Here is a 25,880-nt window from a genome sequence, read left to right as displayed (position 1 = left end):
ATGGGCGGCAGCGGCGTCATCGACAATTTCCTCGGGGTCTTCACCTCTTATATCGACAGCGGGTTCGGTCTTCTCGGCGGCGAGGTCGCCTTCATCGCCACCACGCTGATCGTCATCGACGTGACGCTCGCCGCCCTGTTCTGGAGCTGGGGCGCCGACGACGACATCATCGCTCGACTGGTGAAGAAGACCCTGTTCGTCGGGGCTTTCGCCTACATCATCGACAATTGGAACAATCTGGCGAGGATCATCTTCGAGAGCTTCGCCGGCCTCGGCCTCAAAGGCTCCGGCACCGGCTTTTCGACGGCGGACCTCCTTCGTCCCGGCCGGGTGGCGCAAGTCGGTCTCGACGCGGCCCGGCCGCTCCTGGAATCCATTTCCGACCTCATGGGATGGGTCGCCTTCTTTGAGAATTTCATCCAGATCGCATGCCTGCTGTTCGCCTGGGCGCTCGTCCTCTTGGCTTTCTTTATTTTGGCGATCCAGTTGTTCGTCACGCTGATCGAATTCAAGCTGACCGTTCTCGCCGGATTTGTCCTCATCCCGTTCGGATTGTTCGGGAAGACGGCCTTCATGGCCGAAAGGGTCCTCGGCAGTGTCGTCTCTTCCGGCATCAAGGTGCTGGTGCTCGCTGTCATCATCGGCATCGGCTCGACGCTGTTCAGCGAGTTCACCTCCGGCTTCGGCGGGGTCACGCCGACGATCGACGACGCGATGGCGATCGTGCTCGCAGCACTTTCCCTGCTCGGCCTCGGCATCTTCGGACCGGGCATTGCCAACGGTCTGGTTTCCGGAGGCCCGCAACTTGGTGCTGGTGCTGCCGTTGGCACCGGCCTCGCCGTCGGAGGTGCTGCACTTGCCGCAGGCGGTGCGGCTGGCCTGGCCTTGCGCGGTGGGGCTGCGGCACTGTCCGGCGGCGCTGCTGCCGTTCGTGGTGGCGCAGCGGCGGCAGGTGCCGCCTCGACCGCCTACAATCTCGGATCGATGGGGCAGACCGGCGCTGCCGGTGTGGCGTCCGGTCTCGGCGGTGTCGCGCGAGGAGCAGGCTCCGCCACCGTCTCGCCTCTGAAGCGCGCGATCGGTCGTGCGTCCGAAAGCGTTAAATCGGATTTCTCCGGAGGCGTGAAAGGCGGCTTCAGCGCCACCGGCGGCTTTTCCACCCTCGGCACGGTCGGCGGTGCCGAAGCCGCCAATGATGATTCCTTTGCCGCCACCCCCGCAGCTTCGGGCAATGGCGCCCCCGATTGGGCCAGGCGCATGAAACGCAGCCAGCACTTCAGCCACGGCGTTTCCGCGGCCGCCCATGCCGTTCGTTCCGGCGACAGTCATGGCGGCGGCTCTTCTGTTAATCTCTCCGAAAGTGACCGCTCATGAGCTTGTTCAAACGACCGGCAACCCACTACGGCAAGACGCCGCAACCCGAGACACCCTATCAGAAGGCCGCACAGGTCTGGGATGAGCGCATCGGCTCGGCCCGCGTGCAGGCGAAGAACTGGAGGTTCATGGCCTTTGGAAGCCTGATCCTGTCGGCAGGCTTTGCCGCAGCACTCGTCTGGCAGTCCACGCGAGGGACCGTCGTGCCCTGGGTCGTGCAGGTCGACAAGCTCGGTCAGGCACAGACCGTCGCCGCCGCCACGGCCGACTATCGTCCAACAGATCCGCAGGTCGCGTGGCATCTGGCGCGTTTCATCGAACAGGTCAGGAGCATTCCCGCCGATCCCATCATCGTGCGCCAGAACTGGCTCCGCGCCTATGACTGGACGACGGATCGGGGCGCGACGGCGCTGAACGACTATGCGCGCAGCAATGACCCGTTCACCAAGGTCGGCAAGCAGCAGGTTGCCGTCGAGGTTTCCAGCGTCATTCGCGCATCTCCCGACAGCTTCCGCGTCGCCTGGATCGAGCGCCGATACGAGAACGGACAGCTTTCCACCACCGAGCGCTGGACCGCGATCCTGACCATAGTGATCCAGACGCCCCGCGATGCTGATCGACTCAAGGCCAATCCCCTCGGCATCTATGTCAATGCAATATCGTGGTCGCGGGAGATGGGCGAATGAAGAAGTCGCCGATCCGTACAACCGGAACCCCTTCTTTCCGCAAACCCGCCATTGTCGCCGTGCTCCTTTCCACCGCTGCGCTGGCCGGATGCGCCACGCCGCAGAAGCCGCCGCAGATCCGCTACGATTCCGATGTGCCGGCATTGCCGGTCGTTCCCACCGTGCTGAGGGATGAGCGCCCGAAGCCGCTGCACATTCCGCCGGGCTGGACGCCGGCGCGTGGGGGTGCCACCGCAACCACGCCGACCGGCCGGGTTCAGAATGCCAATGCGGCGGCCCGCGTCGAGCCACGCCGGGATGGTTACTACAATGCAATCCAGATCTATCCCTGGAGCGAAGGCGCCCTCTATCAGGTCTATGCCGCACCCGGCCAGATCACCGACATCACGCTTGAACCCGGCGAAAGCCTGACCGGAGCCGGGCCGATCGCTGCCGGCGACACCACACGCTGGATTATCGGCGACACCGAGAGCGGCAGCGGCACCACCCGGCGCGTCCATGTCCTTCTGAAACCCTCGCGCCCCGACATCACCACCAATCTGGTGATTTCCACCGATCGACGCACCTACATGCTCGAACTGCGATCCGGCGAAACGCCCTACATGCCGTCGATCGCCTGGTCTTACCCGCAGGTGCCGGGCTCGCAGCAGTCCATTCCGGACACGCCGGCTATTCCGGCTGTCGTGGCACGAAACTACCGCTACGGTCTCACCGGAGACACGCCGCCGTGGCGGCCCGTCTCCGTCTATGACGATGGCCGCAAGGTCTATGTCGAATTCCCGCGCGGCATAGTGCAAGGGGAGTTTCCGCCCCTGTTCGTCATCGGCCCAGAGGGTGAAGCGCAAATCGCCAATACCCGTATCTATCGGAACATCCTGATCGTGGACCGTCTCTTCGGTGCGGCCGAGCTGCGCCTTGGCAGCGGCAAGCATCTGCAGACCGTGAGGATCGTCCGGACAAACGGCGTAGTACAGGCGCCGGTTGTCCGAGACAAAGAAGGAGGACGGTCGTCATGAGCGAGGCCGGCAACAGTCAAGAAGCAACTCCGGCGCTCAATCCTGTCACACCCATGCGCTTGCGGGCAGAACCACCACGCGTCACCAGGCTGTCGCGCAGGGTGCTCCTCGGCCTTGGCCTGGTCGCATCGCTCGGCATCGGTGGCGCGTTGATCTATGCTCTTCAGACCCGAGATCGTGGCAATGGTGGCGAAGAACTCTATTCCACCGAGAACCGGACCACGGCCGACGGTCTGGCAGGCCTGCCGCGGGACTATACCGGCCCGATCCTGGGGCCGGCTTTGCCCGGCGATCTCGGCCGTCCGATCCTCAGTGCGCAGGATCGTGGCCAGCCTGTTGTTGTGCCGACAGCGCCGGGTGTCGATCCGGCCGAACAACGCCGCCTCGCCGAAGCGGAATCCGCCCGAACCAGCCGCGTGTTCTTCCAGACGGAAACACGCACGACGGCAAGCGCAATAGCGCCTGACGCGAATACGACCACAAATCTTGCCGGTCTCGATCAGGCTGGCACTCCTACTGCGCAGGACCGACAGGTCGCCTTCCTCAACGCCGCCGTCGACCGACGCACTGTGGCGGCGGATCGCGTGATGCCGCCGGTGTCGCCCTATGTGCTGCAGGCCGGTTCGGTAATCTCCGGAGCGCTGATCACCGGCATTCGCTCCGATCTCCCCGGCCAGATTACCGCCCAGGTCACCGAGAACATCTACGACAGCCCGACCGGCCGCATCCTGCTCGTACCGCAAGGAACCCGCATCATCGGCCAATACGACAACAATGTCGGTTTCGGGCAGAGGCGTGTCCTGCTGGTCTGGAACCGGCTGATATTCCCGAATGGCCGATCCATCGTCCTCGAACGACAGCCCGGCGCCGACACGCAGGGCTATGCCGGTCTCGAGGACGGCGTCGACTACCACTGGTGGGATCTGGCGAAAGCTGCTGGCCTCTCGACGTTGCTCGCGGTCGGCGCAGAGCTTGCCATGGATGACGAAGACCGGCTGGTTCAGGCTATCCGCAATGGTGCGCAAGATACCATCAACGATGCTGGTCAGCAGATCATCCGCCGCCAGTTGCAGATCGCGCCCACGCTCACCATCAGGCCAGGTTTCCCGGTGCGGATCATCGTCACCCGAGACCTTGTGATGGAGCCCTATAGAGGTTAGCCCGATGACAAAATTGAAACTCGAGCCGCTCGTCGACGACAAGCCCGTCAAGGTGAGTATTGAACTTCCCGGACCGCTATATCGGGATCTTGTTGCCTATGCGGAGCTGCTCCACCGTCAGCAACAAGGCCAATCGTCGGCCGATCCCGCCAAGCTGATCGTGCCTATGCTTCAGCGATTCATTACGACCGATCGCGGCTTCGCAAAGCAAAAGCGCGCTGTTCTGGGTTTTTCCGGCGCATCGTCTCAACCACCAAAGATTGACTAATCGCGCTAAAGTACCGGAGCAGCCGGCATTGCTCACCGAGCGCTGTCGGTCAGATTGACAATTGCCTTCCACCGGGCTTTTCCAGTAGCAAGGTCCAGAAAGTGCTTCAGTGCAGGATTATGATTCTTTGCCGACCAGACAGCACTAAAGCGAATGTCTTCCAGGCCATCCGAGATGGGAACGAACACGACTTCCTTGTGTGCACCGCCGGACGTTGACGACAATATGAGCGAAATGCCGAACCCTTCTCCGACCATGTTCAAAAGATTGTCTCGTCCGACTCCCTGAATGGATATTCTCGGTTCGGAATCGGATTTGGAAAGCTGCCGCAGTAGATATTGATCCAATTCCGCACCAGCGATGCCGGCCGGGATCAGGAATGTCTCGTTGCGCACATCTGCCCAGGAAACGCTCTCTGCCGTTGCAAGAAGATGCCGTTTTGGCAGCGCGAGGAAAAGTCGCTCGGTCCACAGTTGAACCGTTTTGCAACCGGCTAACTGAGGCTCTCCCGGAAGAAAGGCCACATCGATGCGGCCGCTGAGAAGATTGGCGGCTGCCACTTCGGACGTCAATTCCTCTATTTTCACCTCTACACCGCGGAACCGGGAATGATATTCGCCTACGAGATCTGAAAGAAATCCGCTTGCCAGGGACGTCATCAGCCCGATTCGTATCTCACCTGTGTCGCCGTGATGCGCCGTTTGCATGTCCTTCACAGCTTGATGCAAATGGGATGCACCGAATGCGGCGTTTTGCAGAAACCGCGCTCCTGCAACGGTTAGCTTTGCTCCGGTGCGACTACGAGTAAAGAGGGGTACACCAAGACGTCGTTCAAGCAGTTGGACCCGGCGGCTTACAGTAGATTGGGACATGCCAACCGCATCCGCCGCACGGCGAAAACTTCCGTGTTCGGCGACCAACAATGCATATCGTAAATATCGCAGGTCAAGCGCGAGATCCGGCATCCAACAGTCTTTTATGCTGTCTTAGAGGTAATCGCTAAGCGACTATTCGGCTCTTGAAGACCGGATCCAATCCCTTGCTTTCGCCTGCTCACTTCGCCATTCATCTATGCTGCCAACTTGACTTGTTCGGCCGGTTGTTCCTCGGCCGCTCGCGGTCATGCACGTTGCGTTGCGGTGAGCTCTTCGGATATCTCGTGGCTTCCGGCGGCGAGAACCATGCCCACCCACCCTTGCTGGCCCGCTTAATTCGATAGAGTGCCTCATCGGCATGTTTTATGAGTTGCGCCAGACCAGTCGCGTCGTCAGGATAGAGGCTCACGCCAACGCTTGCACCAAGCACAGTCCTCGTCCCGCCAATCTGGATGGGCCGCTTGAGCGCTCTTTCGACGCGTCGGCAGACCTGTTCTGCCTGGTACGGCGATCCCATGTTCTCTACGAGAATCGCAAACTCGTCCCCACCCAAACGGAACACGGTATCGTCGCTGCGAACACATGCGCGAAGCCTGTTGGCGATCAAGAGCAGCGCTTCGTCACCGGCATCATGTCCCAGTAGATCATTGATTGGCTTGAATTCATCGAGATCGATCAGAATAAGAGCGATCATCGGCCGCACGTCGTTTTCACAAGACGTTGCGATACTGGTCCATTTCGCTGAAAACCGCCGCCGATTACCAAGGCTCGTCAACGGGTCTTCGAAGGCGATGCGTCTTAGCGTCTCCTCCACCCGCTTTCGCTCGGAGACATCCTCGAATGTAGCAATCCCAACCCCTATGTCATGTAGAAGGATGCCACGCTGGTTGACGGTAACGATACCGCCATTCGCCGACACCACGTCCAGTTCCAATGGTTCTACTTTGGATATTCCGGTGGAATCGGCTTTCCGCAGACGGTTCCAGTACTCACGAGCTAAGAGTTGCTGTTCCATTTTTGGATAGCTTTGTTCAATCCACGCATCCACAGTTGCAAAATAACTTTCATCATAACCGAAGGTCTCCTTGAAAGCACGATTCATGAACTGAATCTTACCCGTCGGTATTGTCGCCCACGAGATTGGAATTGGCAGAGCATCAAGAATGATGTGCATGTCCCGAAGCGAGAGCCCGGTATGTTTTACTCGCTCAAGAAACTCTTCCAAGGCTATCTCCTGTTACAACTCCGCATCGTTTACCTTCGCGAATTTTCCGTTTTCGAGCATTTCATGGCGTCAGGAAGGATTGCTGTTCCGTATCACGCGCACCTTGCTCGCCCTGCTCGATCATTCTTTGGAGCGGGGGCCGAAGAGCGCTTTAACAACACGCGGGCCGTACCAGACGATGATGGCCAGAACTGCGATCAAGAACAGTGCGCCGACCATTTGATAGACAGGAAACCCCACCGCGTCTCTCGAAACGAAGAGGGCCACCACAACGCCTGCAGCAGACAGAATTGCTTGGGCTAGGATACGAACCATGGGAACCGTCTCGAATTCCTGTCACAAACGCTCTGGAGCAGGGACAGACTGGATGTTGTTCTACTGCCGAAAACTAAGAACCGGATCGCCATGCCCAGTCCCTGATTTCTGGCATGTCCTCGCCATGTTCACGGACATAGGCGAAATGCTCCTGCAGCTTGCCGCGCAGGCTTTCGACCACATGACCGGCCTTTTCCTTCAGGCGCGGCACGCGCTCGATCGCCTCGATGGCCAGGTGGTAGCGGTCGAGCTGGTTCAGCACCGTCATGTCGAAGGGCGTCGTGGTCGTGCCTTCCTCAACGAAACCTCGGACATGGATGTTCTGATGGTTGGTGCGTTTATAGGTCAGTCGGTGGATGAGGTACGGATAGCCGTGATAGGCGAAGATCACCGGCCGCTCGGCGGTGAACAGCCGGTCGAAGTCCTCGTCGGAAATCCCGTGCGGATGCTGGTCCTTCGACTGCAGCGTCATCAGGTCGACGACGTTGACGACGCGAATCTTCAGGTCCGGGATCGCTTCTCTCAGAATGGAGACCGCCGCCAGTGTTTCCATCGTCGGCACGTCGCCGGCGCAGGCCATCACCACGTCGGGCGAGATTGTATCCTCTTCATTGCCGGCCCAGTCCCAGATGCCGATCCCGGCCTGGCAATGTTTTGCGGCATCCTCGATGTTCAGCCATTGCGGCTCCGGCTGCTTGCCGGCGACGATGACGTTGATCCGGTTCCAGGTGTTGAGGCAATGGTTGGCCACCCACAGGAGCGTGTTGGCATCCGCCGGCAGGTAGATGCGCACCACGTCTGCCTTCTTGTTGGCGACGAGATCGACGAAGCCCGGATCCTGGTGCGAGAAGCCGTTATGGTCCTGCCGCCACACATGCGAGGTGAGCAGATAGTTGAGCGACGAGATCGGTTTTCTCCATTCCAGCTCGCGCGTCACCTTCAGCCACTTGGCATGCTGGTTGAACATCGAGTCGATAATATGGATGAAGGCTTCGTAGCAGGAGAAGAAGCCGTGCCGACCGGTCAGCAGATAGCCTTCCAGCCATCCCTGGCACAGATGCTCCGACAACACTTCCATCACCCGCCCGTCGGGCGACAGATGTACGTCATAGGGTTCGATCTTCTCCATCCAGACGCGGTCGGTCACTTCGAACACGGCACCCAGCCGGTTCGATTCCGTCTCGTCCGGGCCGAAGATGCGAAAATTCTTCTCCGCGTCGTTGAGGGTCAGGATGTCGCGCAAATAACGCCCGAGGATTTCCGTCGTCTGCACCACGGTCTTGCCGGGCTCCGGCACGTCGACCGCGTAGTCGGAAAGCGGCGGGCATTTCAGTTCCTTGCGCAAGAGGCCGCCATTGGCATGCGGGTTGGCGCCCATGCGCCGGTCGCCTTCTGGCGCGAGCGCCTTCAGTTCCGGCTTCAGCCCACCATCGGCAGTGAACAGATCTTCCGGATCGTAGCTCCGCATCCAGTCTTCGAGTATCTTCAGGTGATCCGGATTTTCCCGGCAGCCGGAAACCGGCACTTGATGGGCGCGCCAGAAGCCTTCGACCTTCTTGCCGTCCACTTCCTTCGGACCGGTCCAGCCTTTCGGGCTGCGCAGCACGATCATCGGCCAGCGCGGCAGTTCGGCAGGGGAGGCACCGCCGTGCGCCCTATCCTGGATCGCCCGGATACGCTCCATCGCCCTGTCCATCGCGCCGGCCATCAGCCGGTGCATCACCTCGGGCTCATGGCCTTCGACGAAGAGCGGCTCGTAGCCGTAGCCCTCGAACAGCTTCTTCAGGTCCTCGTCGCCGATGCGCGAAAGCAGAGTCGGATTGGCGATCTTGTAGCCGTTCAGGTGCAAGATCGGCAGAACCGCACCGTCGCGGGCCGGATTGATGAACTTGTTGGAATGCCAGCTTGCTGCCAGCGGACCGGTTTCCGCCTCGCCGTCACCCACCACGCAGGCGACGATCAGGTCCGGGTTGTCGAAGGCCGCGCCATAGGCATGAACCAGCGCATAACCGAGCTCGCCGCCTTCGTGGATCGATCCGGGCGTCTCCGGCGCCGCATGGCTCGGAATGCCGCCCGGGAAGGAGAACTGGCGGAACAGTTTTCGCATCCCGTCGGTCGTTTCGGCGATCTCCGGATAGATCTCGCTATAGATGCCTTCCAGATAGGTATTGGCCACCATGCCCGGCCCGCCATGGCCGGGGCCACAGATATAGATGACGTCGAGATCACGGGCTTTGATCACCCGGTTCAGGTGCGCATAGATGAAGTTCAGCCCCGGCGTCGTGCCCCAGTGGCCGAGCAGGCGCGGCTTGATATGCTGGGCCTGGAGCGGTTCGCGCAGGAGCGGATTGTCGAGAAGATAGATCTGGCCGACCGACAGATAGTTGGCGGCGCACCAGTAGCGATGGATGAGATTGATTTCCCCGGCGTCCAATGAGGCTGTCGTGATGAATTTTTCTTGCTGCATATTCCCGCCCTCAGCTCGCCCCAAATACGTCAGCAGTTTGGCTGACATGGGAAAGGCCAGCATCCCCCTGAACCGACAGGTTAATTTCATGTCATCATGCGATGACTGCCGGCGACCATATATCCATTCATGCTGGATGATGGCAAGTGAAAATGCAGACGCGATTGTGTTTCATTAAATACAGAAGATTATTGCCAACAACAGTAACAGCCGCCGGTGTTGCCTGAATGGTGTTCATTGCCGATTTCCCTTCATAGTAAAGCGAATGATACAGCCTCGCTGACGTTCAGTAAGCGATCTGTCCATTGACGAGGCCCCCTGATGTCCCGGATAGTTCCTGTTGCAAGATCTTCCGTGCTTCGGGGCTGACCACCGACATCGGGGCTGCAACGACAGTTCTCGCCGCGGAGCCGGCCAGATTGACCGTACCGATTGCCGCCATCCCGACGTGATCGGCCAATGTCACCTGACCGCCCTCGAGGGATTGACCAGCCAGGCGTTTCCCCAGGAGCCCGATGATTTCCGGGCTATCGGCAAAGGCGTTGTGGCCGAGGGCGTCCTTGGAACGCACGGTGCTGGTATCGATCACCGTGATCCCAAGCTGCTTCAGCACGCCGGTATAAGCGGTGGTATCGACACCGCCGACACGGTTGACTCCGCCGGAGATCCATCTCGATACCTCAAGCGCCCGGTCGCGTGTCGAGGCAAAAATGGTGAACTGCGGCCGCTTCGGTCCCATCTCTATGAGTTGGCGGCGGAAGACGTCGACATCGATATCGGGCGACGCCAGCACGACGTTGCGGACCTTCGCCGGGATCGTCTTTTCGCGCATCGCGATCCCGCGCAGAGCCTCGGCCGTCAGCCATGTTCCCATGGAATGGGCAAGGATGGTGATATCGCCGACGTCAGGGCTGCGGGCAGCCTGGATGATCAAATCCTCCAGGGCACGGCGTGAATAGTTCGTGCTTTCCTTGTCGTAGAGATAGCCGAGAACGCTGGCGCGGGAGGGCCAGGTGAACAGGATCGGAGCGGCATCGGTTCCGGCGTCATGAGTGATCTGGGCAAAACGAAAGACGGCATCCGCATAGGTGTTGTTGAAGCCATGCACGAAGATGATCACCTGCCGCTTTGCATTCCGGTTCTTGCGAAACCAGTTGAGCGCCTGCTGCTCTGAGATCACCTTCTCGTCCTTGAGCACGGCGAACTCTTTCGCAGGGTTGGGGGGCACGCGCTTCGGCCACTGGACCTCCCCGATCTTCCGCCCATCATCCGGCGGGATGGAAACGGTGAGGTTGTTGAGCGAGATCGCCGTTCCGCGCTCTCCGGAATAAAGCTCGCCGGGATCTGCGGCGGGTTTTCGGGTGGTCGCGACCAGCATGTCGACGCGGCTTGTGTCGTTCGTCGTCAAAGCCACGGGCTGAAGGACATTTTCCGGCCGGCCAGCGCAGCCGCCGAGCATGGAAAGAAGGAGCGGAAACAATATGATGCGCCTTCGCCACGCGCGTGAATTGCGTAAGCAGGCTTTTCGGGCGGCAACGGCATCCAGTGACGAAAGCCGTCGCAGCGATGCCGTGGAATCAATTGTGTTCGACATCGCGGGGAATCCTGAACCAGGTCACATAGAGAGCGGGAAGGAACAGCAGGGTCAGGACGGTTCCGACGACGATGCCGCCCATCATGGCGTAGGCCATCGGTCCCCAGAACACCTCTCTTGAGATGGGGATCAACGCCAGGGTCGCAGCGGCGGCCGTCAGCATGATCGGTCGCATCCGATGCTCCGTCGCCTCGACGACGGCCTGCCACGGCGGGATTCCTGTTGTGCGCAGGTCTTCGATTTGGACGATCAGGATCACCGAGTTCCGGATGAGGATACCGATCAGGGCGAGCACGCCGAGGATTGCGACGAAACCCAATGGCGCCTGGCTCAAGACCAGCGCGCCAACGACGCCGATCAGCGCAAGTGGAGCGACCGAGAAGACAAGGAACAACCTGTGGAAGCTTTGAAGCTGCGTCATCAGAAGCGTTGTCATGACGAAAATCATGACCGGCACCACGCTTATGATCGGCGCTTGGGACTTGGCGCTCTCCTCGACAGTACCGCCGATGGCAATATCGTATCCCGGTTCCAAAGAGGCCTTCAGTTCTTCTATCTTCGGATCGAGCTGCCGGACAATCGTGGCAGGCTGCAGGTTGTCGCGAACACCCGCCTTGATCGTGATCGTTGGTATTCTGTTGCGCCGCCAGATCGTCGGTTGTTCCAGGCCGTAATCGAATCTGGCCACGGAAGAGAGCGGGATGGATTTGCCGCTGGAGTTTGGCAGCTGGAGGTCGAGCAGGCTGTCGATGGAGGCGCGTTCCTTCGCTTCTGCCCGTCCGACAACATTGATCAGATAGATGGCATCGCGGACCTGTGTCACGGTCGCACCCTGGACGACACCGTTGAGGGCGGTCGCGATATCTTCGGACGAGACCCCGAGCTGCCGGGCCTTGTCCTGAAGGACGTCGACCTTCACGACGCGCGCCGGCTCGTTCCAGTCGAAGACGAGGCCGGTCAGGGAAGGGTGCGACATCACGATACCAGCCGTCTTCTGCGCCAGGTCGCGGACCTTTTGAATGTCGGGACCGGAGATGCGATACTGGATTGGCTTGCCCACCGGCGGGCCGATGTCCAGTGTCCTGACGAAGGCGTCGGTGCCCGGGAAGGTTTTCAGCAAATAGGCCTGCAGGTCGGCCTTGAGCCGGTCGCGGACCTCAATACCCTTCGAGACGATGACGATCTGGCCGAAGGTGGGATCGTCGGGCTGGACGTCGAAGGACAGGATGAAGCGCGGGGCGCCCCTGCCGACATAGCTCGACCAGTGATCGATATCGGGATTGCCGGTGAGCTTTTCCCGCTCGAATTGCGCCATCTGCCGGCTCGTCTCGGCCATAGAACTGTTTTGCGGCAGGTTCCAGTCGACGATAAGCTCCGGACGGTCGGACGCGGGAAAGAATTGCTGCTGAACCAGCGACATGCCGGCAACGGACAGACCAAACGCGGCAATTGTTACGATGATGGTCACCCAGCGAAAGCGAAGGCAGAGCTGAAGCAGCCATGAGAAGGCGGCGCCCATACGGCTCTTGTGCTCCTCGTGCTTTTTCATCGTCTTCGGCAGGATCGTCACGCCCAGCAGCGGGGTGAACAGGACGGCGACAATCCAGGACACGGTCAGCGAAACCGCGAGTACGACGAATAGCGTGAAGGTGAATTCGCCGGCGTTGCTGTTGTTGAAACCGATCGGCAGGAAGCCTGCGACGGTGACCAGCGTGCCGGTCAGCATCGGAAAGGCAGTCGATATGTAGACATGGGTCGCAGCCTTGCGCAGAGTGTCACCGACCTCCAGGCGGGCCACCATCATTTCGACGGCGATCATCGCGTCGTCGACCAGAAGACCGAGCGCGATGATGAGAGCACCGAGCGAGATGCGCTGCAGGGAAATACCGGAATATTGCATCACCATGAAGGTGATGGCGAGCACCAGCGGGATGGAGATCGCCACAACCAGCCCGGCGCGCAGGCCAAGGCTGATGAAGCTGATGGCAAGCACGATGGCGACCGCCTCGAACAGGGCTCTGGTAAAGCCGGAAACGGCTTCATCGACCACGGCTGGTTGATCGGAGACATGATCGACGGACACGCCGAGCGGCAGATCCTGGACGATGCGCTCCATCATCTCGTCAAGAGCGTGACCAAACTCAAGCAGATTGCCACCGGCCTTCATTCCGATTGCAAGCCCGATCGCCGGCTTGCCGTTGAACCGGAACAGCGACGAGGGAGGATCGACGTAACCACGTTTGACGGTTGCAACATCCGTCAGCGGAAAAAAGCGATCGTTGACGCGCAGGTTGATCGCCCGGAGGCTATCTTCGGAGATGAAGCGGCCACCGACGCGTAGCGCGATGCGCTCCGGCCCGGCGTCGACGAAGCCCGACTGGGTGACGGCATTCTGCTTTTGCAGGGTTTCGACGATGTCGGATTGATTGATGCCGAGCGCTGCGATCTTGCGGGTGGAGAACTCCAGATAGATCACCTCGTCCTGAGCGCCAATGATGTCGACCTTGCCGACATTCGGCACTGTCAGGACCTTGGTGCGGGCATCCTCGACGAGATCGCGCAACTGCCTCTGGTTCAAGCCTTCCGTGGTGAAGGCAAAGATATTTCCGTAAACATCGCCGAATTGATCGTTGAAAAACGGCCCGACGACGCCGGACGGAAACTGCTGCTGGATATCGCCGATCATGTTGCGGATGCGCTGCCATGTCGCCGGGACATTGCGTGCCTTGGTCGTCGGAAGAAGATCGACGAAGATCGTGGTTTTGCCGGCGGTCGTGAGGCTCCGCGTCCGATCGAGGCTGTCGAGCTCCTGGAGCTTTTTCTCGATACGATCGGTGACCTGCTGGGTGACCTCTTCGGCAGAAGCGCCCGGCCATTGGGCCTGGATCACCATCGTCTTGATGGTAAAGGACGGATCCTCCTCCCGTCCGAGGTTGAGATAAGCGTACATACCGGCGACCGCGAAGGCGATCATGAAATACCAGACGAAGGAACGATGTTCGAGCGCCCAGTCCGAAAGGTTGAAATTCTTCATGGGTGCAACTCCTGTCCAAGCCTGATCTTTTGTCCCTCCTGAAGTTCGCTGACGCCCGCAACCACAACTCCCTCATTCGCATTCAAGCCTGAATCGACCCGCACCATCGGGTCTTCCGGCCCGGTATGATCCAGGAGAACGGCGCGGGACGACACGGTCAGGGCATGCGGATCGATGACCCAGACGGCGGGGGCGCCGTCCTTCTCGACGATAGCCGAGCGGGGCAGCACGACGTCGTGAGCCTGCCCGCCGTCTGTGAATGTGGCGGTTACGACCGCACCGAAGCGAAAGACGTCGGGCGCCTTGTCCAGGGCGATCTTCACCCTGTAGGTTCGGGTGTCTGCATCGGCCTGCGGAGCGATTTCGCGTACCTGCCCGGATGTCCGCAAGCGGTCGTCGAGTTGCAGCGTTACGTCGATATGGGTGGACGAACGGATAAACGAAACCTGCGCCTCAGGAACGTCGATGACGACATCGCGCTGATCGAGGCGTGCAAGTTTCAGGACGGACTGTCCGGCTGTAACGGTCTGGCCCACTTCAACGGAGGTCGAGGTGATCACGCCGTCGAAGTCAGCCTCCAATCGTGCATAGCCGAGCTGCTCGTTGGCTTTTGCCAGATTGGCTTGCGCTTGCGTGACATTCGCCTCTGCCGATTTGAGGCCCTGCTCGGCCAGTTCGAGATCGGCGGCGCTGGCCGTATTGGTAGCAGTGAGCATGCGCTTGCGTCGCTCGTTGATCGCGGCATTCTCCAGCTGGGCATTCGCATTTCTGAGATCGGCCCGGGCGCTGATCACGGTGAGTTGCAGCGTGAGCGGGTCGATCTCCGCGAGAATGTCACCCTTCCTGACGACGTCGCCTGTCTCCACCCGCCGTGCGATGACACGGCCAAGAACCCGGAAGGCGAGTTCAGTCTCCACGCGCGGCTGAACCACACCGGCGAAACCCATGGCTTCGGAACGATCGGCAGCGACGTTCATCCAGACTACCGGTCGTGGCGGTGCGTTTTCCGCAGTAGCGGAATGATAGGACAAGGAGGAGGCGCAGACCGTCGCAATGAAGAGCAGCATGGCCGGGGAGGGACGCTTCATGTCAGTCGCCCTCCCAATTCACGACCTGCTCGGGGCGCAGGAACTTGCCGCCTTCCGTAACGACAAGTTCCTGTGCGGAAATCCCTTTTGCAGCAGTGAACTCGCCTGCCCGGTAACTTGCGACAGTGATGGGGCGAAGCGCGACGGTTCGTGTTGTTGCATCCACGATCCACACCGCGGGCTTCCCGTCGTCTGACGCCATCGCACTCCATGGCAGTGTGATTGCAGTGTCCGGAGGCGTATGAAAAGTGCCTATTACGGGAGTTCCAAGGGACCACTGGATATCATCGGGGAGCGCCAGTTTCACGCGGATCGTTCCAGTCGTCGTATCGATGACCGGCGCGACCTCTCTCACCTTTGCAGGGATACCGCCGCCAGGATTCGAGACCGGTGCCACGGTCGCTTCGTCGCCCGGTGGGCCCGCCAGGAAAAATGCTTCAAAGACATCGAAGACCGCATCGCGCGGACCGTCATGGGCGAGCGAGAAAGCAGCTTGTGCGGCTGATACGACTTGGCCCACCTCGACGCTTCGCGCCGTGATGATGCCGTCGGCATTGGCTTTGAGTTCGGTGTGAGAGAGTGCATCGCGAGCGATCGCCAGGGACGCCTTGGCGGATTCCAGCGACCCTTCTGCCGTTGCCAGTTCCTCCTTCGCCTGGTCGTAGGTCGACTGGGCGATGGCGCGTGTCTCCACCAATGTCTGATAGCGCTGAAACGCGAGGTTCTTTTGATTGAGTGTCGCTTGCGCCGCCAGAAGACCAGCCTCAGCGGATTCCACGTCCGCGCGCTGCTCGGTGTCGTCGATCCGTGCCAGGACATCTCCGGCATGCACGTGTGAACCGACATCCACCCGCCGCTCTATGACCTTGCCGGCAGAGCGGAAAGCGAGGTCGGTCTGTATGCGCGCTCGTATCTCGCCTGTGACACCTGTGCTGCGCTGATGCTCGATCATTGCAGCGTGAACTACACGGACCGATTGCGGTGGCGCGGCTGTTGTCTTGGCGTTGTCGTCGCATGCGGCAAGCAACAGGCCGATCAAACCGAGACCAATCATGCGGAATTGAATGGTGGAAAGGCGACTCCGATGCGTATACCTGCCGGCACCATGTCGTTCGTGCTTCTTTGAATAACTACCAGTCAGAGTATGATCTCCTGCAATCGTCTGCGCGGCTTTGAACCGGTAAACTTCTGGCCCACCGCGTCTGTTAGGTTTTGACGTCAGGACGCTTCCAGCCGCTTTGAGTGAAGCGGCTGGCACAGTTGGCGTCCTCAGCTATCTGGTGCCGCCGGCCAGCTCCTTATCCAGTTGGTCCGCCGCCGAGCGCACCCCGGCCTTCGCCGCGTCGAGCCCCCCGAAATTGGCCGTGATGTCGAGTGCGTTGGCGCTCCTGCTCGCAACATGTGCGTAGAGCAGGGTGCCGGTCTGGGCATCCTCGATCTCGACGGCATAGGACACCCAGCCGGAGAATGTGCCACGACCGCCAGTGGCCTGAGCGCCCGCATTGACGACGAGGCCGACCGGAAGAACATGCGAAACGGTGGATAGCACCGGTGTGCTTGCTTCTGCACCGGTCAGCGTCAGCCTGGCGCGCAACGTCCCTGGTCCGGGCTGTGCAACGAGTTGAAGGCGTCGGCCGAGGACCTTGGAAAACTCCTGATGCATGTAGCTGGCGAGTGCCTGCCGGTCGGTGGCCGACATCTTGCCGAATTGTGCGTCCGGCCCGGCGTAGATCGCTGTGGGTGGGATAATGATGCTTACATAGGCTGCGAAATTCACATCCGGACGACGGTAGGCATAAGGTTTCGTCTTGTCCGAGGTCGGGCGCAGAAACGCCGACGAAGACAGAGCTACAGACGGTGGCGGCGTTGTCGCACAGGCGGCGAGGACGAGTGCCATTACGCAAGCCACCAGGCCGCGCAACCAAATATTGGAAGACCGCCTCCGAGGCGCTTGGGACGGACCGGAAATCGGGGCTTGGCTATTTGCACGAGTATCCAAGGTTCACCTCATGTGCATGGCCCGCTGTCAGGTGTTTTGTTCACCGGCAGAATGGTCCTCAGCTTTTGAACGAAAATCCCGAGGCGGTGATCCGCCTCGGCCTGGCTTGCGTCATAGCTAGCGATCCGGATATGAACGGCCGGCGCGTGTTCGTCTCCGAACCGGAACGAGGTTCGTCTTAACGCTGCATTACGCCCCTGTGGAACTCGAGTCCGCCACCAGGTTGCCGCACGACTGCGCCACCGGCGCAGCGTTCCGGGCCGCATACTCCTCGTACTGCTGCGCCGCCGCCGTTAGGGCCGCGAACAACAGCGGAACCACCGCATGCAGCTCCAACGCAGCCACCTCGCGCGGCGCCACCGTAAGCCGGCCCGGTACGATAATACGTGCTCCAGCTTCCGTACCAGGGCTGGGCGGCATAGTGGGTATTCCAGTAAGCCTGATTGAAGGCGACAACGGTCAATCCGATCATCGGAATGAGCGCCGGCGAAAGAGCTACTGTCTGACCCTGATAATAAACACTGACATAGTTCGAAGAAACCCAGCCGCGCGCGCCTCCCCACGAGACGTCGCACCAGGAGGCCGCGTCGAGACATCCATAGATGGTCAAAGCTGCACTGGGCGGCATTGTCATGACGACTGGATACCATGTCCCCGGGCCGGCCCTCAGGTTGACGCTGGAGACTGTCGCGCCTCTCGTTGCCGCCAACGCGGGGCTGGACATCACGGCCACCAACATTGCCGCAAATGCGCCAAGCACATAGCGACGCGTGATCCACATTTTTCTGTTCATGTCATTTCTCCTTTTGAAGTGATCGATCCTGTGTGCTGGGCACTCAACAGCACCTGTGGAATGCGCTCGGACCTTTACAGATCGAACACGCTCCAACGATTGTCTTCCGGGCCTTCATCTTCCGGATCGCCAGAGGGGTAATTGCTGACGCATCTCTCCCTTGAAGCCATCATGTCGGCGACGCACAGCTCGTATCCGTCCTGATCGGCATAAAGAGTGACGCACACGGCATCCGGCCTTTCGTTATCCGTTGGGAAACAAACGGCCTCGATGGGTTCGTTTTCCCAAGGGATCGTAGAAGCCCGCTCGTGGGCAACTGCGCTGACCGAGCCGAATATTCCGATGAACAGAATCAGGGTGAGACAGATAAAACCGCTCCTCTTTCTCATCGTCCGTCACCTGTAATCCTGAGTAGAGCGCCGATCTCCGTGACTGTTTCTCTTAGCCACAACGTGGAATCGGGCTAACGGCAATCGCCATCCGGCCTGCTGCCAAGCGCTCGAGGCAACAGCACTTTCTGAAAGATAGGCCTGTTCCATGATCGATCGGCGCCGGGGGCAAGCCGCCCCTGTTCGCGCCGCCGCTGCGGTGGGTCTAGGTCGGTATTTTTCGATCATGAGCAGCTTCCCCAAATGGATGAATTGCTACTGATACGAAGCGCGCCCCCCGATGCGACACTCCCGCTGCATTTTTTTGGAGCTGCTATGCAGACCTGAGATCTTCTGGTGAGCGACATTAAGGGAGGGACATGCAGCGCGAGCTGGTCCAGTTGGCGCAGACGATCGTCTGGCCGTTTCTGGAAGAGCATTTTGGCGAGGTTTATCAGGATGGATCAGATATGCCGCCGCTGCCGATCCGGCTGGGAATCCTCAAGCATACATTCAATTTATCGGGTTGGAATGTGCGTCTGCTGCCGCGACAGTCCGTACTTCCGCAAGCGAGCACTTCACACAGTCCTCACTAACTTCTTAAAAAGAAGGCGATCACGCGATAACGGATGGGTCTAGCCCCCGTCGGATCGCCCCTTGTTAGGGAACACGCAGTATTCCCTTTGCATTTTGATCGCCAAGCACCTTGCGTCTTCCTTCCGGGGAGATTTGACCTATCGCATCCACCAACGGACCGCCGATTGCGTCCATAAACTCCGTCCAGGCGGACTGCGTTGCACTGAGGGCCGTCAGTGTTGCGACAGGATCATATTGGTCAGAAGATATCTGCTTCAGCATTTCTTGCCGCGCCTGGGTAACGTTCTTTACGGCTCGCGCATATCGCGGTTCTTCTTGGAGAAGAGTCTGGCGGAATGACTTGAAGTCAGAAGCAGAAAGGGTCGCTTCCGCAACAGCCAGAATGCGAGCAAGAGGGTCAACACCTTTTGGAACCTCCGGTGTCGCACGCAGCATTTGCCCCCCCAGGAAAGCGAGGAGGAACATGTTCAAAACGAGTGATAGGGGAAGAGCAATTCGCAGCCATTTTCTTGTGCCAACCTGTTTCTGAACCATATTGCTGTTCATTCCGCGAAAATTGGGATCGATGCGACCTGAAGCGTGGAAAGCAGGTCACCGGAGGCGGGTAAGTTCGGGGAGTGCATCCCGATGAACAGTCCCGCGGCCACTGCTATTCCGCTACCGGAGGAAAGACCGATCCAATTCAAATCGGGCCATAGCCCGCGAACATGCGCAAAAAGTCGTGCACCGAACGGGATCGGCCCGGATGGTGCTGGCGCTATTCGCGCAGCGACGTTCGTTCTCAGGCGCACCAGGGCGGCATTGCGTTCGCCCGGCGACCACAGGGAAATCTCTTGATGCCTGCGCGCCGCCGCGAGCACATCATCCATCAAGCGTTCCTCCGCAAGAACGGTACGCGCCACTTTCGAGATTTTTAGCAGAGACAACGCATCGGCCTGCACCTCTACAGGCCAGAGATCAATATTTGATCCGTAACTTCGCGCCAGAGATGTAAAACGTTCGATCTTCAACATATTTATTCTCCCTGTTTATCACGCTCTGCCAGCAGCCGCTCACGAAGTGTCGTTCTGGCGCGGGCAAGCAGACGCTCTATTGCTTTGGCCGATAGCCCAAGAATACGTCCCGCCTCAGCACCCGATACGCCTTCCTCGTAGACGAGTATCATCGCGGCCTGTTGGCTCGCGGGCAATGCGCGTATGGCTGCAGCGAGGGCGGCATCGCGCTCGGTACTCGTCAAAATCTCGTCTGCTGCGGCTCCTGGATCGACAGCATCAAAGTTGTCTGGAAGGGACTCCGGCTCTTTACGGCGGCGGCGATCAATACAGAGATTGACGACGATCTGGTAAAGCCAGGTTCTCAACTGAGCGCGCTTTGGGTTGAAGCGGCCAGCGTGCTTCCACACCTTGATCATTGCCTCCTGGGCAATGTCCTCAGCATCGCGAAAATTCGGGGTTATGCGGCTGGCTACACTTAGAACAAACGCACCGTGACGAACAACGATTTCGTCGAAGGCTCTCCGGTCTCCTTGTGCAGACCAGAACAGGAGTTTGTCATCAGCAACCTTGTTATAGGCCCGGGGTTCGACCATGCCGGTGCCCAGAGTCCGCCTGACTAGCAACGCGAGCGCGTCCCATTCGAGTTCCATCTCCTGCCATCGCGCTGCCAATTCCTGTGCCTGCATGTGCGCCGCTCGCTTTTCCCGGCTCTTGCAGCTTATACGGGGCGCGCACCTGTTTCCCCCTCATGCGATCGAGATTATGCGCGGCAATCCCGATAGGCACGCGGGCGACTTCCCGCCCAAACGCGCAGACGGGAATTGCATGGCCGCAGGTTCAACCGTTGCGCTCATATCGCGCCATCGCCCTACAACCAGATCGTCAATCCTTGCCCCAGGATGCCGCGCGCACAGCTCGGGCTTGACCGCTGGGCTAGCGCAGGAACGCCCTGAAACGGCGCAGCGAGAAGAAGAACAGCGCCACCCCAAGAACCAGCAACGCCAGAAACTGAGGCCAGACGACATCCAGGCCCGCGCCTCGAAACAGTATCGCCTGCGCCAGCATGACGAAGTGCGTATCGGGTGCGACGAGCATGACGTCCTGGATGATCTGCGGCATGCTCTCGCGCGGCGTCACCCCGCCCGACAGGACGCGCAATGGCAGCAGGGTCAGCATCAGGAGAAGACCGAACTGTGGCATTGAACCGGCCACCGTCGCGAGAAAGATGCCAAGCGAAGTGGTGGCGAACAGCTGAAGCACCGTGCCTGCCAGAAACAGCATCAAGGAACCTTCGATCGGCACCTTGAGAAGGCCCTGCACGACGAAGACAAGCGAAACGGTCGAGGCAAGAAGCACCACAAGTCCCATAGACCAGATCTTGCTCACCATGATCTCGGTCGGAGTGACCGGCATGACGAGCAGGTGTTCGATCGTGCCATGCTCACGCTCGCGGATGAGGGCAGCACCCGTGAGAACGATCGCGAGCATGGTGATCGAGGAGATCACGTTGTTGATTGCCCCGAACCACCCCTTGTCGAGCGACTGGTTGAAGCGGGAACGCAGCGCCAGATCGACGGGGACAGTCGTATTTCCCCGGTAACGGTTGAGGTATTCATTCACCTCGCCCGAAACGATCGACTGGACGTACCCGCCGCCGCTGAAGGCCTGGGTCATCCGGGTAGCATCGACATTGAGCTGGATCGTCGGCGCCTTGCCGGCGAGCAGGTCGCGCTGGAAGTTCGGCGGGATGTCGAGGGCGAAGGTATCAAGGCCGCTGTCCATGCGGCGGTCCATCTCGTGCTGCGAGATGATTTTTGGAATCGTGAAGTAGGGCGGATAAAATGCCGTCAAGATGCGTGAGGAGACAGGAGACTGATCCTCATCCACGACCGCGATCGCCGCGTTGTTGAGTGTCTCCGGCATTGCCGTCGAGGCGGTGTAGATCGACAGCGTGAAGGCATAGACGATCAGGACGGCGAGCATCGGATCGCGTGCAAGCGCCCGCAATTCCTTGACGCCGAGTTGAATGACGTTGGCCAGTCGCATGGATCACGCCGCCTGTTTCTTGAGGAAGGCCACGGTCATTCCGGTAAGAACGGGAATGGCGATCAGGAGAGGAATGAAGGAGGTTGCAAGATCGTTGAAGTTGAGCGCCTTCGAAAAAGTGCCACGGGCGATCGTCACGAAATAGGTTGCAGGATAGATCTGGCCGATATAGGCGCCCATCCCCTGAAGCGACGATACGGGGTCGATGATCCCCGAATATTGGACGGCCGGGATTATGGTGATGAGGGCCGTGCCGAAGATGGCGGCGACCTGGCTGCTGATGAAGCTCGAAATCAGAAGTCCGATTCCGGTCGCGATGATGACGTAGAGGAAGGCCGCCAGGGCGAGCGTGAGAAAGCTCCCGGTCAGCGGCACCCCGAACACGAACACCGCAAACGCCGTCAGCATGGCGAAGTTCAGCATGGCGAGCGCGATGTAGGGCAGTTGCTTGCCGATGATGAACTCGAAGCGCGTCACCGGCGTCACGTAGAAATTGACGATTGAGCCGAGCTCCTTTTCGCGGACGACGCTCAGGACCGCGAGCATGGACGGGATCAGCATCAGGAGCAGTGGAATGACAGCCGGCACCATGGCGATCAGACTGTCGACGCCCGGATTGTAGCGATATCTGAGCGCGATCTGGAATTGGCCGATCGTCGCCGCGTCGCCGTAGAGTTCGCGCGCCTTCTGGGTCAGCCAGGTCTGATGCATGCCCTGCACGTAGCCCTGGACGGTCTCGGCGCGCGATGGCGAAGCCCCATCGATCCAGGCGCCGATCTCGACTTTTGTGCCACGCGAGACATCGCGTCCGAACCCAGGCGGAATCTCCAGCGCCAGGCTGAGCTCGCCATTGCTCATGCGCCGGTCTAGGTCGTTGTAGTCGGTGATCGGCGCCTTTTCGGTGAAGTAGCGGGAACCGGCGATCTGGAGCGTGTAGTCGCGACTGACTGTGGTATCGTCGCGATCGAGCACGGCAAAGGACAGGTTCTCGACATCCAAGTTGATGCCGTAGCCGATGACGAACATGAGGATGACGCTGCCGAGAACGGCAAGCATTGCGCGGATCGGATCGCGGCGCAACTCGAGCGCCTCGCGCTGCGTATAGGCCAGCATGCGGCGCAGATTGAAGGCAGAGTGGGCAGATGGGGCTCGGGGCGGCGCCGCCCCATCCGCCTCCTCCTCCTCACGCTGCGCCTGGGGTGCTCGCGCAGGTGAAGCCTGTTCGCCAATTGCTTCTTCGAGATAAGAAATAAAGGCTTCTTCAAGCGTCGCCGCGCCCCGCTTTTCCACTATGGCACGAGGCTTGTCGCTGATCAGAACCTTGCCGGCATGCATCAGCGAGATGCGGTCGCACAGCTCCGCTTCGTTCATGAAATGGGTGGAGACGAAGATCGTCACCCCTTCATTGCGCGACAGGTCGGATAGAATCTGCCAGAAGCCGTCGCGCGCGACCGGATCAACGCCGGAAGTCGGCTCGTCGAGGATCAGGATGTCCGGGGCGTGGATCATTGCCACGGCGAGCGACAATCTCTGCCGGATACCGAGCGGCAGCGCGTCGGGCAACGCATCCATGATCTCGGTGAGATCAAAGCGCGCGGCCATCTCGGCGATGCGCGCCGGGATCTTTTCGAGCGGCAAGTTGAACAGGCGGGCATGCAGATCAAGGTTCTGACGAACCGTCAGCTCGGTGTAGAGCGAGAAGGCCTGGCTCATGTAGCCAACCTTTCGCCGGACCTCGATATCGTTCGGATCGACCTCATGTCCGAACAGTTTCGCGGTTCCCTCACTTGCCGGCAGGAGACCGGTCAGCATCTTCATCGTGGTGGTCTTGCCGCAGCCATTCGAGCCGAGGAAGCCGAAAATCTCGCCGCGCGGGATCTGGAAGCTGACATCGTCGACCGCCGTGAAATCGCCGAAGCGCATCGTCAGGTGCTCGGCTTCGATCGCGAACTCCGCCTCCCCTCTATCGGGTCGGGGCGGGATGACGACCTCGTGATGGCCCTGTCGCTTTTCGTCCGGAAGGAGGGCGACGAAAGAGGCGTCGAGATTGGCGGCTCCGGTGCGGGACAGCAATTCGGCGGGCGTTCCAGTTGCAAGCACGCGGCCGGCATCCATCGCGACGAGCCAGTCGAAGCGCTCGGCTTCTTCCATGTAGGCGGTCGCGACGATCACGCTCATTCCCGGACGCTCGCTTCGGATGTCGTCGATCAGTTCCCAGAATTGCCGGCGCGATAGCGGATCGACGCCCGTGGTCGGTTCATCGAGAATGAGGAGATCGGGATCGTGGATCAGCGCACAGCAGAGGCCGACCTTCTGTTTCATGCCGCCGGAGAGCTTTCCGGCCGGGCGGTCCGGGAAAGGTGCAAGCCCTGTCCGCTCCAGCAGGTCGCTGATGCGGCGCTGCCTTTCTTCCTGGTCCTGGCCGAACAGGCGCCCGAAGAAATCGATGTTCTCAAACACCGACAGCGTCGGATAGAGGTTCTTGCCGAGACCCTGCGGCATGTAGGCAATCTGCGGGCAGGTGCGGTTGCGATGCCTCACGTCGGCAATGTCGCCACCCAACACTTCGATCCGGCCCTCCTGAACCGTACGGGCGCCGGCGACGAGGCTAAGCAGGCTGGACTTGCCGACACCATCCGGGCCGATGAGGCCAACCATGATGCCCGACGGGATATCGAGGCTCACCTTGTCGAGGGCCCTGGTTTTACCATAGGACAGGCCGACATTCGCCAGCTTCGCGACCGGCGCAGTCTGCGTCTGGTCCTCCGTCTCTCGCGGCGTTTCCCCGGTCATTGAACGAGCGCTTTCGTGAGCTGTTCAGGCCATTCTGCCTTGGGGTCTATCCGGACATAGGCCATACCCGGAAGACCGGTCTTGGCCTGCTGAATGTGTTCGCGAAGCAACTCCGGCGGGATCTTCGCTTTGATCCGGAACATCAGTTTCTGTCGCTCCTCCTCGGTCTCCACTGTCTTGGGCGTGAACTGGGCGACATCGGCCACGAAACTCACGCTCGCCGGCACGACAAATTGCGGCGCTGCGTCGAGTACGAGACGAACATCGGAACCGATTGCGACACGTCCAGCCTGAGCCGTCGGGAGAAAAAATGTCATGTAAACGTCGGAGAGGTCGACGAGATTGAGTACCCGCCCACCGGAGGCCAGGACCTCGCCGGGCTCCGCGACGCGATATTGCACACGCCCGTCGCGTGGCGATCTGAGGGTGCTGTCATCGATATCGGCAACAATACTTTCAATCGCCGCATCTGCGGCAATGACGGCAGCCTCTGCATCGACGATCTGGGCCTTCGCAGCGCCGATCGCCGCATCGGAAGCGGAAAGAGAAGCCCGGGCTGCAGCAGTAGCCGCCCGCGCCCCCTGTGCCGCCGCCCGGTCGTCGTCGAACGTTTGCTGGGAGGTCACGTTGGTCTTGATCAGTTGCTCGGTCCGGGCAAGTTTTCGTTCGGCGGCATCCTGTTCAGCTTCGCGCTGTCCGATCACCGCGGCAGCAGATTCTTTTTCCGCCTCCCTTTGGGCGAGCAGGCTTTTCGCTGTATCCACACTGATCACGGCGCGTTGACGAGAGGCTTCGGCTTGCCGCCGTTGTGCCTCCAATTGCTGGGTGTCCATGCGAGCCAGCACCTGTCCGGCGGTGACGAGACTCCCTTCGTCGACGAGGATTTCCTTGATCCGCCCGGCCGTCTTGGCGGAGACGTCGATTTCGGTTGCCTCGATGCGGCCGTTGCCGCCGACGATCCCGGCCGGCAGGCCCGTACCGTCATACATCCGCCAGCCATAGTAACCGCCAGCGAGAACCGCGACACCGAGAACGGTCAGTATCCAATTTTTAGCGGACTTCACGACTGCATCCACCCAGTTTTTCTGTCACCGAGGGAAAGTCTGTCAGACTCTTTTGTTGTTGGGCTTGAATGTTGGGAATGAGTATTCACCATAAAAACCTACCTTATCTTGATTGACGTGTGT

Annotated in this window: 22 protein-coding genes and 1 pseudogene; 6 read left to right on the top strand and 17 right to left on the bottom strand. The window is 60.1% G+C overall.

Annotated elements, in window-relative coordinates; all coding sequences use genetic code 11:
• From trbL to OHI65_RS19720, 5 genes are read left to right on the top strand one after another with little or no spacing between them, the layout of a single operon-like run.
• On the top strand, nt 1-1,374 hold the full coding sequence (trbL, locus tag OHI65_RS19740; protein ID WP_097143288.1) for a P-type conjugative transfer protein TrbL: 1,374 nt from the start codon (nt 1-3) through the stop codon (nt 1,372-1,374).
• Entirely contained in the window at nt 1,371-2,060 is a 690-nt protein-coding gene (trbF, locus tag OHI65_RS19735) for a conjugal transfer protein TrbF (protein ID WP_125301497.1), read from the top strand. Before trbL ends, trbF begins: the two co-directional genes overlap by 4 nt.
• Nucleotides 2,057-3,076: a P-type conjugative transfer protein TrbG gene (trbG, locus tag OHI65_RS19730; protein ID WP_125301486.1), complete on the top strand. Its 1,020-nt coding sequence runs from the start codon at nt 2,057-2,059 to the stop codon at nt 3,074-3,076. The genes trbF and trbG overlap by 4 nt, the downstream gene beginning before the upstream one ends.
• Nucleotides 3,073-4,236 carry a TrbI/VirB10 family protein gene (locus OHI65_RS19725; RefSeq protein ID WP_210202046.1) on the top strand — a complete coding sequence of 388 codons (1,164 nt, stop codon included), beginning with the start codon at nt 3,073-3,075 and terminating at the stop codon, nt 4,234-4,236. The genes trbG and OHI65_RS19725 overlap by 4 nt, the downstream gene beginning before the upstream one ends.
• A gap of 4 nt (nt 4,237-4,240) precedes the next feature.
• The gene (locus OHI65_RS19720; RefSeq protein WP_125301484.1) at nt 4,241-4,504 is read left to right on the top strand and encodes a DUF2274 domain-containing protein; all 264 of its coding nucleotides are present in this window, start codon (nt 4,241-4,243) and stop codon (nt 4,502-4,504) included.
• 32 nt (nt 4,505-4,536) lie between these two features.
• On the opposite strand, the gene OHI65_RS19715 is transcribed toward OHI65_RS19720, so the two are convergent.
• The 11 genes from OHI65_RS19715 to OHI65_RS19665 all read right to left on the bottom strand — a co-directional run bounded on the left by OHI65_RS19715 (nt 4,537) and on the right by OHI65_RS19665 (nt 18,283).
• A complete protein-coding gene (locus OHI65_RS19715) occupies nt 4,537-5,469 on the bottom strand; it encodes a LysR family transcriptional regulator (RefSeq protein ID WP_125301482.1) in 933 nt (310 codons plus the stop codon).
• 100 nt (nt 5,470-5,569) lie between these two features.
• Complete coding sequence (locus OHI65_RS19710; protein ID WP_125301480.1) at nt 5,570-6,604, bottom strand: sensor domain-containing diguanylate cyclase; 1,035 nt, start codon at nt 6,602-6,604, stop codon at nt 5,570-5,572.
• 120 nt (nt 6,605-6,724) lie between these two features.
• Nucleotides 6,725-6,919: a hypothetical protein gene (locus tag OHI65_RS19705; RefSeq protein WP_125301478.1), complete on the bottom strand. Its 195-nt coding sequence runs from the start codon at nt 6,917-6,919 to the stop codon at nt 6,725-6,727.
• Between the two features lie 73 nt (nt 6,920-6,992).
• Nucleotides 6,993-9,386, bottom strand: coding sequence for a phosphoketolase (locus tag OHI65_RS19700; RefSeq protein WP_125301577.1), 2,394 nt, complete (start codon nt 9,384-9,386; stop codon nt 6,993-6,995).
• Between the two features lie 286 nt (nt 9,387-9,672).
• Entirely contained in the window at nt 9,673-10,845 is a 1,173-nt protein-coding gene (locus OHI65_RS19695) for an alpha/beta hydrolase (protein WP_097143296.1), read from the bottom strand.
• 118 nt (nt 10,846-10,963) lie between these two features.
• Entirely contained in the window at nt 10,964-14,014 is a 3,051-nt protein-coding gene (locus OHI65_RS19690) for an efflux RND transporter permease subunit (protein WP_097143280.1), read from the bottom strand.
• Nucleotides 14,011-15,102, bottom strand: a complete 1,092-nt coding sequence (locus tag OHI65_RS19685) for an efflux RND transporter periplasmic adaptor subunit (protein ID WP_235824441.1) — start codon at nt 15,100-15,102, stop codon at nt 14,011-14,013. The genes OHI65_RS19690 and OHI65_RS19685 overlap by 4 nt, the downstream gene beginning before the upstream one ends.
• Before the next feature lies 1 nt (nt 15,103).
• The gene (locus OHI65_RS19680) at nt 15,104-16,156 is read right to left on the bottom strand and encodes an efflux RND transporter periplasmic adaptor subunit (protein ID WP_097143279.1); all 1,053 of its coding nucleotides are present in this window, start codon (nt 16,154-16,156) and stop codon (nt 15,104-15,106) included.
• 219 nt (nt 16,157-16,375) lie between these two features.
• Nucleotides 16,376-16,999: a DUF3313 domain-containing protein gene (locus tag OHI65_RS19675; protein WP_235824440.1), complete on the bottom strand. Its 624-nt coding sequence runs from the start codon at nt 16,997-16,999 to the stop codon at nt 16,376-16,378.
• Nucleotides 17,000-17,279: 280 nt separating this feature from the next.
• Nucleotides 17,280-17,894, bottom strand: a complete 615-nt coding sequence (locus OHI65_RS19670) for an SH3 domain-containing protein (protein ID WP_097143278.1) — start codon at nt 17,892-17,894, stop codon at nt 17,280-17,282.
• Between the two features lie 74 nt (nt 17,895-17,968).
• Nucleotides 17,969-18,283, bottom strand: a complete 315-nt coding sequence (locus tag OHI65_RS19665) for a hypothetical protein (protein WP_235824439.1) — start codon at nt 18,281-18,283, stop codon at nt 17,969-17,971.
• Between the two features lie 356 nt (nt 18,284-18,639).
• On the opposite strand from OHI65_RS19665, the pseudogene OHI65_RS19660 reads away from it, so the two are divergent.
• Nucleotides 18,640-18,786, top strand: a pseudogene (locus OHI65_RS19660) (IS5/IS1182 family transposase); the annotation flags it as partial.
• Between the two features lie 136 nt (nt 18,787-18,922).
• Here OHI65_RS19660 and OHI65_RS19655 read toward each other — a convergent pair.
• The 6 genes from OHI65_RS19655 to OHI65_RS19630 all read right to left on the bottom strand — a co-directional run bounded on the left by OHI65_RS19655 (nt 18,923) and on the right by OHI65_RS19630 (nt 25,757).
• The gene (locus OHI65_RS19655; RefSeq protein WP_097143276.1) at nt 18,923-19,393 is read right to left on the bottom strand and encodes a periplasmic heavy metal sensor; all 471 of its coding nucleotides are present in this window, start codon (nt 19,391-19,393) and stop codon (nt 18,923-18,925) included.
• Between the two features lie 8 nt (nt 19,394-19,401).
• Nucleotides 19,402-19,872 (bottom strand): hypothetical protein, encoded by a 471-nt coding sequence (locus OHI65_RS19650; protein ID WP_097143275.1) that lies wholly within the window; start codon nt 19,870-19,872, stop codon nt 19,402-19,404.
• Between the two features lie 2 nt (nt 19,873-19,874).
• Nucleotides 19,875-20,540, bottom strand: a complete 666-nt coding sequence (locus tag OHI65_RS19645; RefSeq protein WP_125301476.1) for a sigma-70 family RNA polymerase sigma factor — start codon at nt 20,538-20,540, stop codon at nt 19,875-19,877.
• A gap of 247 nt (nt 20,541-20,787) precedes the next feature.
• Nucleotides 20,788-21,900 carry an ABC transporter permease gene (locus tag OHI65_RS19640; protein WP_125271078.1) on the bottom strand — a complete coding sequence of 371 codons (1,113 nt, stop codon included), beginning with the start codon at nt 21,898-21,900 and terminating at the stop codon, nt 20,788-20,790.
• 3 nt (nt 21,901-21,903) lie between these two features.
• Nucleotides 21,904-24,693, bottom strand: a complete 2,790-nt coding sequence (gene rbbA / locus OHI65_RS19635; RefSeq protein ID WP_264358776.1) for a ribosome-associated ATPase/putative transporter RbbA — start codon at nt 24,691-24,693, stop codon at nt 21,904-21,906.
• On the bottom strand, nt 24,690-25,757 hold the full coding sequence (locus tag OHI65_RS19630) for an HlyD family secretion protein (RefSeq protein WP_235824438.1): 1,068 nt from the start codon (nt 25,755-25,757) through the stop codon (nt 24,690-24,692). Before OHI65_RS19630 ends, rbbA begins: the two co-directional genes overlap by 4 nt.
• Nucleotides 25,758-25,880 lie beyond the last annotated feature (123 nt).

Origin of the sequence: Brucella sp. MAB-22, from assembly GCF_025908475.1 — a bacterium.
Taxonomy (GTDB): domain Bacteria; phylum Pseudomonadota; class Alphaproteobacteria; order Rhizobiales; family Rhizobiaceae; genus Brucella; species Brucella anthropi.
This window is presented reverse-complemented; position numbering and strand designations above follow the sequence as displayed.

Excerpts from the sequence above, each read along its gene's own strand:
- OHI65_RS19700 (WP_125301577.1), bottom strand. The coding sequence starts at position 9,386 with ATGCAGCAAGAAAAATTCATCACGACAGCCTCATTGGACGCCGGGGAA.
- OHI65_RS19695 (WP_097143296.1), bottom strand. The coding sequence starts at position 10,845 with ATGCTCGGCGGCTGCGCTGGCCGGCCGGAAAATGTCCTTCAGCCCGTG.
- OHI65_RS19665 (WP_235824439.1), bottom strand. The coding sequence starts at position 18,283 with ATGAGAAAGAGGAGCGGTTTTATCTGTCTCACCCTGATTCTGTTCATC.
- OHI65_RS19650 (WP_097143275.1), bottom strand. The coding sequence starts at position 19,872 with ATGTTGAAGATCGAACGTTTTACATCTCTGGCGCGAAGTTACGGATCA.
- OHI65_RS19720 (WP_125301484.1), top strand. The coding sequence starts at position 4,241 with ATGACAAAATTGAAACTCGAGCCGCTCGTCGACGACAAGCCCGTCAAG.
- trbL (WP_097143288.1), top strand. The coding sequence starts at position 1 with ATGGGCGGCAGCGGCGTCATCGACAATTTCCTCGGGGTCTTCACCTCT.
- OHI65_RS19690 (WP_097143280.1), bottom strand. The coding sequence starts at position 14,014 with ATGAAGAATTTCAACCTTTCGGACTGGGCGCTCGAACATCGTTCCTTC.
- rbbA (WP_264358776.1), bottom strand. The coding sequence starts at position 24,693 with ATGACCGGGGAAACGCCGCGAGAGACGGAGGACCAGACGCAGACTGCG.
- OHI65_RS19645 (WP_125301476.1), bottom strand. The coding sequence starts at position 20,540 with ATGCAGGCACAGGAATTGGCAGCGCGATGGCAGGAGATGGAACTCGAA.
- OHI65_RS19705 (WP_125301478.1), bottom strand. The coding sequence starts at position 6,919 with ATGGTTCGTATCCTAGCCCAAGCAATTCTGTCTGCTGCAGGCGTTGTG.
- OHI65_RS19670 (WP_097143278.1), bottom strand. The coding sequence starts at position 17,894 with ATGAACAGAAAAATGTGGATCACGCGTCGCTATGTGCTTGGCGCATTT.
- OHI65_RS19675 (WP_235824440.1), bottom strand. The coding sequence starts at position 16,999 with ATGGCACTCGTCCTCGCCGCCTGTGCGACAACGCCGCCACCGTCTGTA.
- trbG (WP_125301486.1), top strand. The coding sequence starts at position 2,057 with ATGAAGAAGTCGCCGATCCGTACAACCGGAACCCCTTCTTTCCGCAAA.
- OHI65_RS19680 (WP_097143279.1), bottom strand. The coding sequence starts at position 16,156 with ATGATTGGTCTCGGTTTGATCGGCCTGTTGCTTGCCGCATGCGACGAC.
- OHI65_RS19640 (WP_125271078.1), bottom strand. The coding sequence starts at position 21,900 with ATGCGACTGGCCAACGTCATTCAACTCGGCGTCAAGGAATTGCGGGCG.
- OHI65_RS19655 (WP_097143276.1), bottom strand. The coding sequence starts at position 19,393 with ATGGTTCAGAAACAGGTTGGCACAAGAAAATGGCTGCGAATTGCTCTT.
- OHI65_RS19685 (WP_235824441.1), bottom strand. The coding sequence starts at position 15,102 with ATGAAGCGTCCCTCCCCGGCCATGCTGCTCTTCATTGCGACGGTCTGC.
- OHI65_RS19715 (WP_125301482.1), bottom strand. The coding sequence starts at position 5,469 with ATGCCGGATCTCGCGCTTGACCTGCGATATTTACGATATGCATTGTTG.
- trbF (WP_125301497.1), top strand. The coding sequence starts at position 1,371 with ATGAGCTTGTTCAAACGACCGGCAACCCACTACGGCAAGACGCCGCAA.
- OHI65_RS19725 (WP_210202046.1), top strand. The coding sequence starts at position 3,073 with ATGAGCGAGGCCGGCAACAGTCAAGAAGCAACTCCGGCGCTCAATCCT.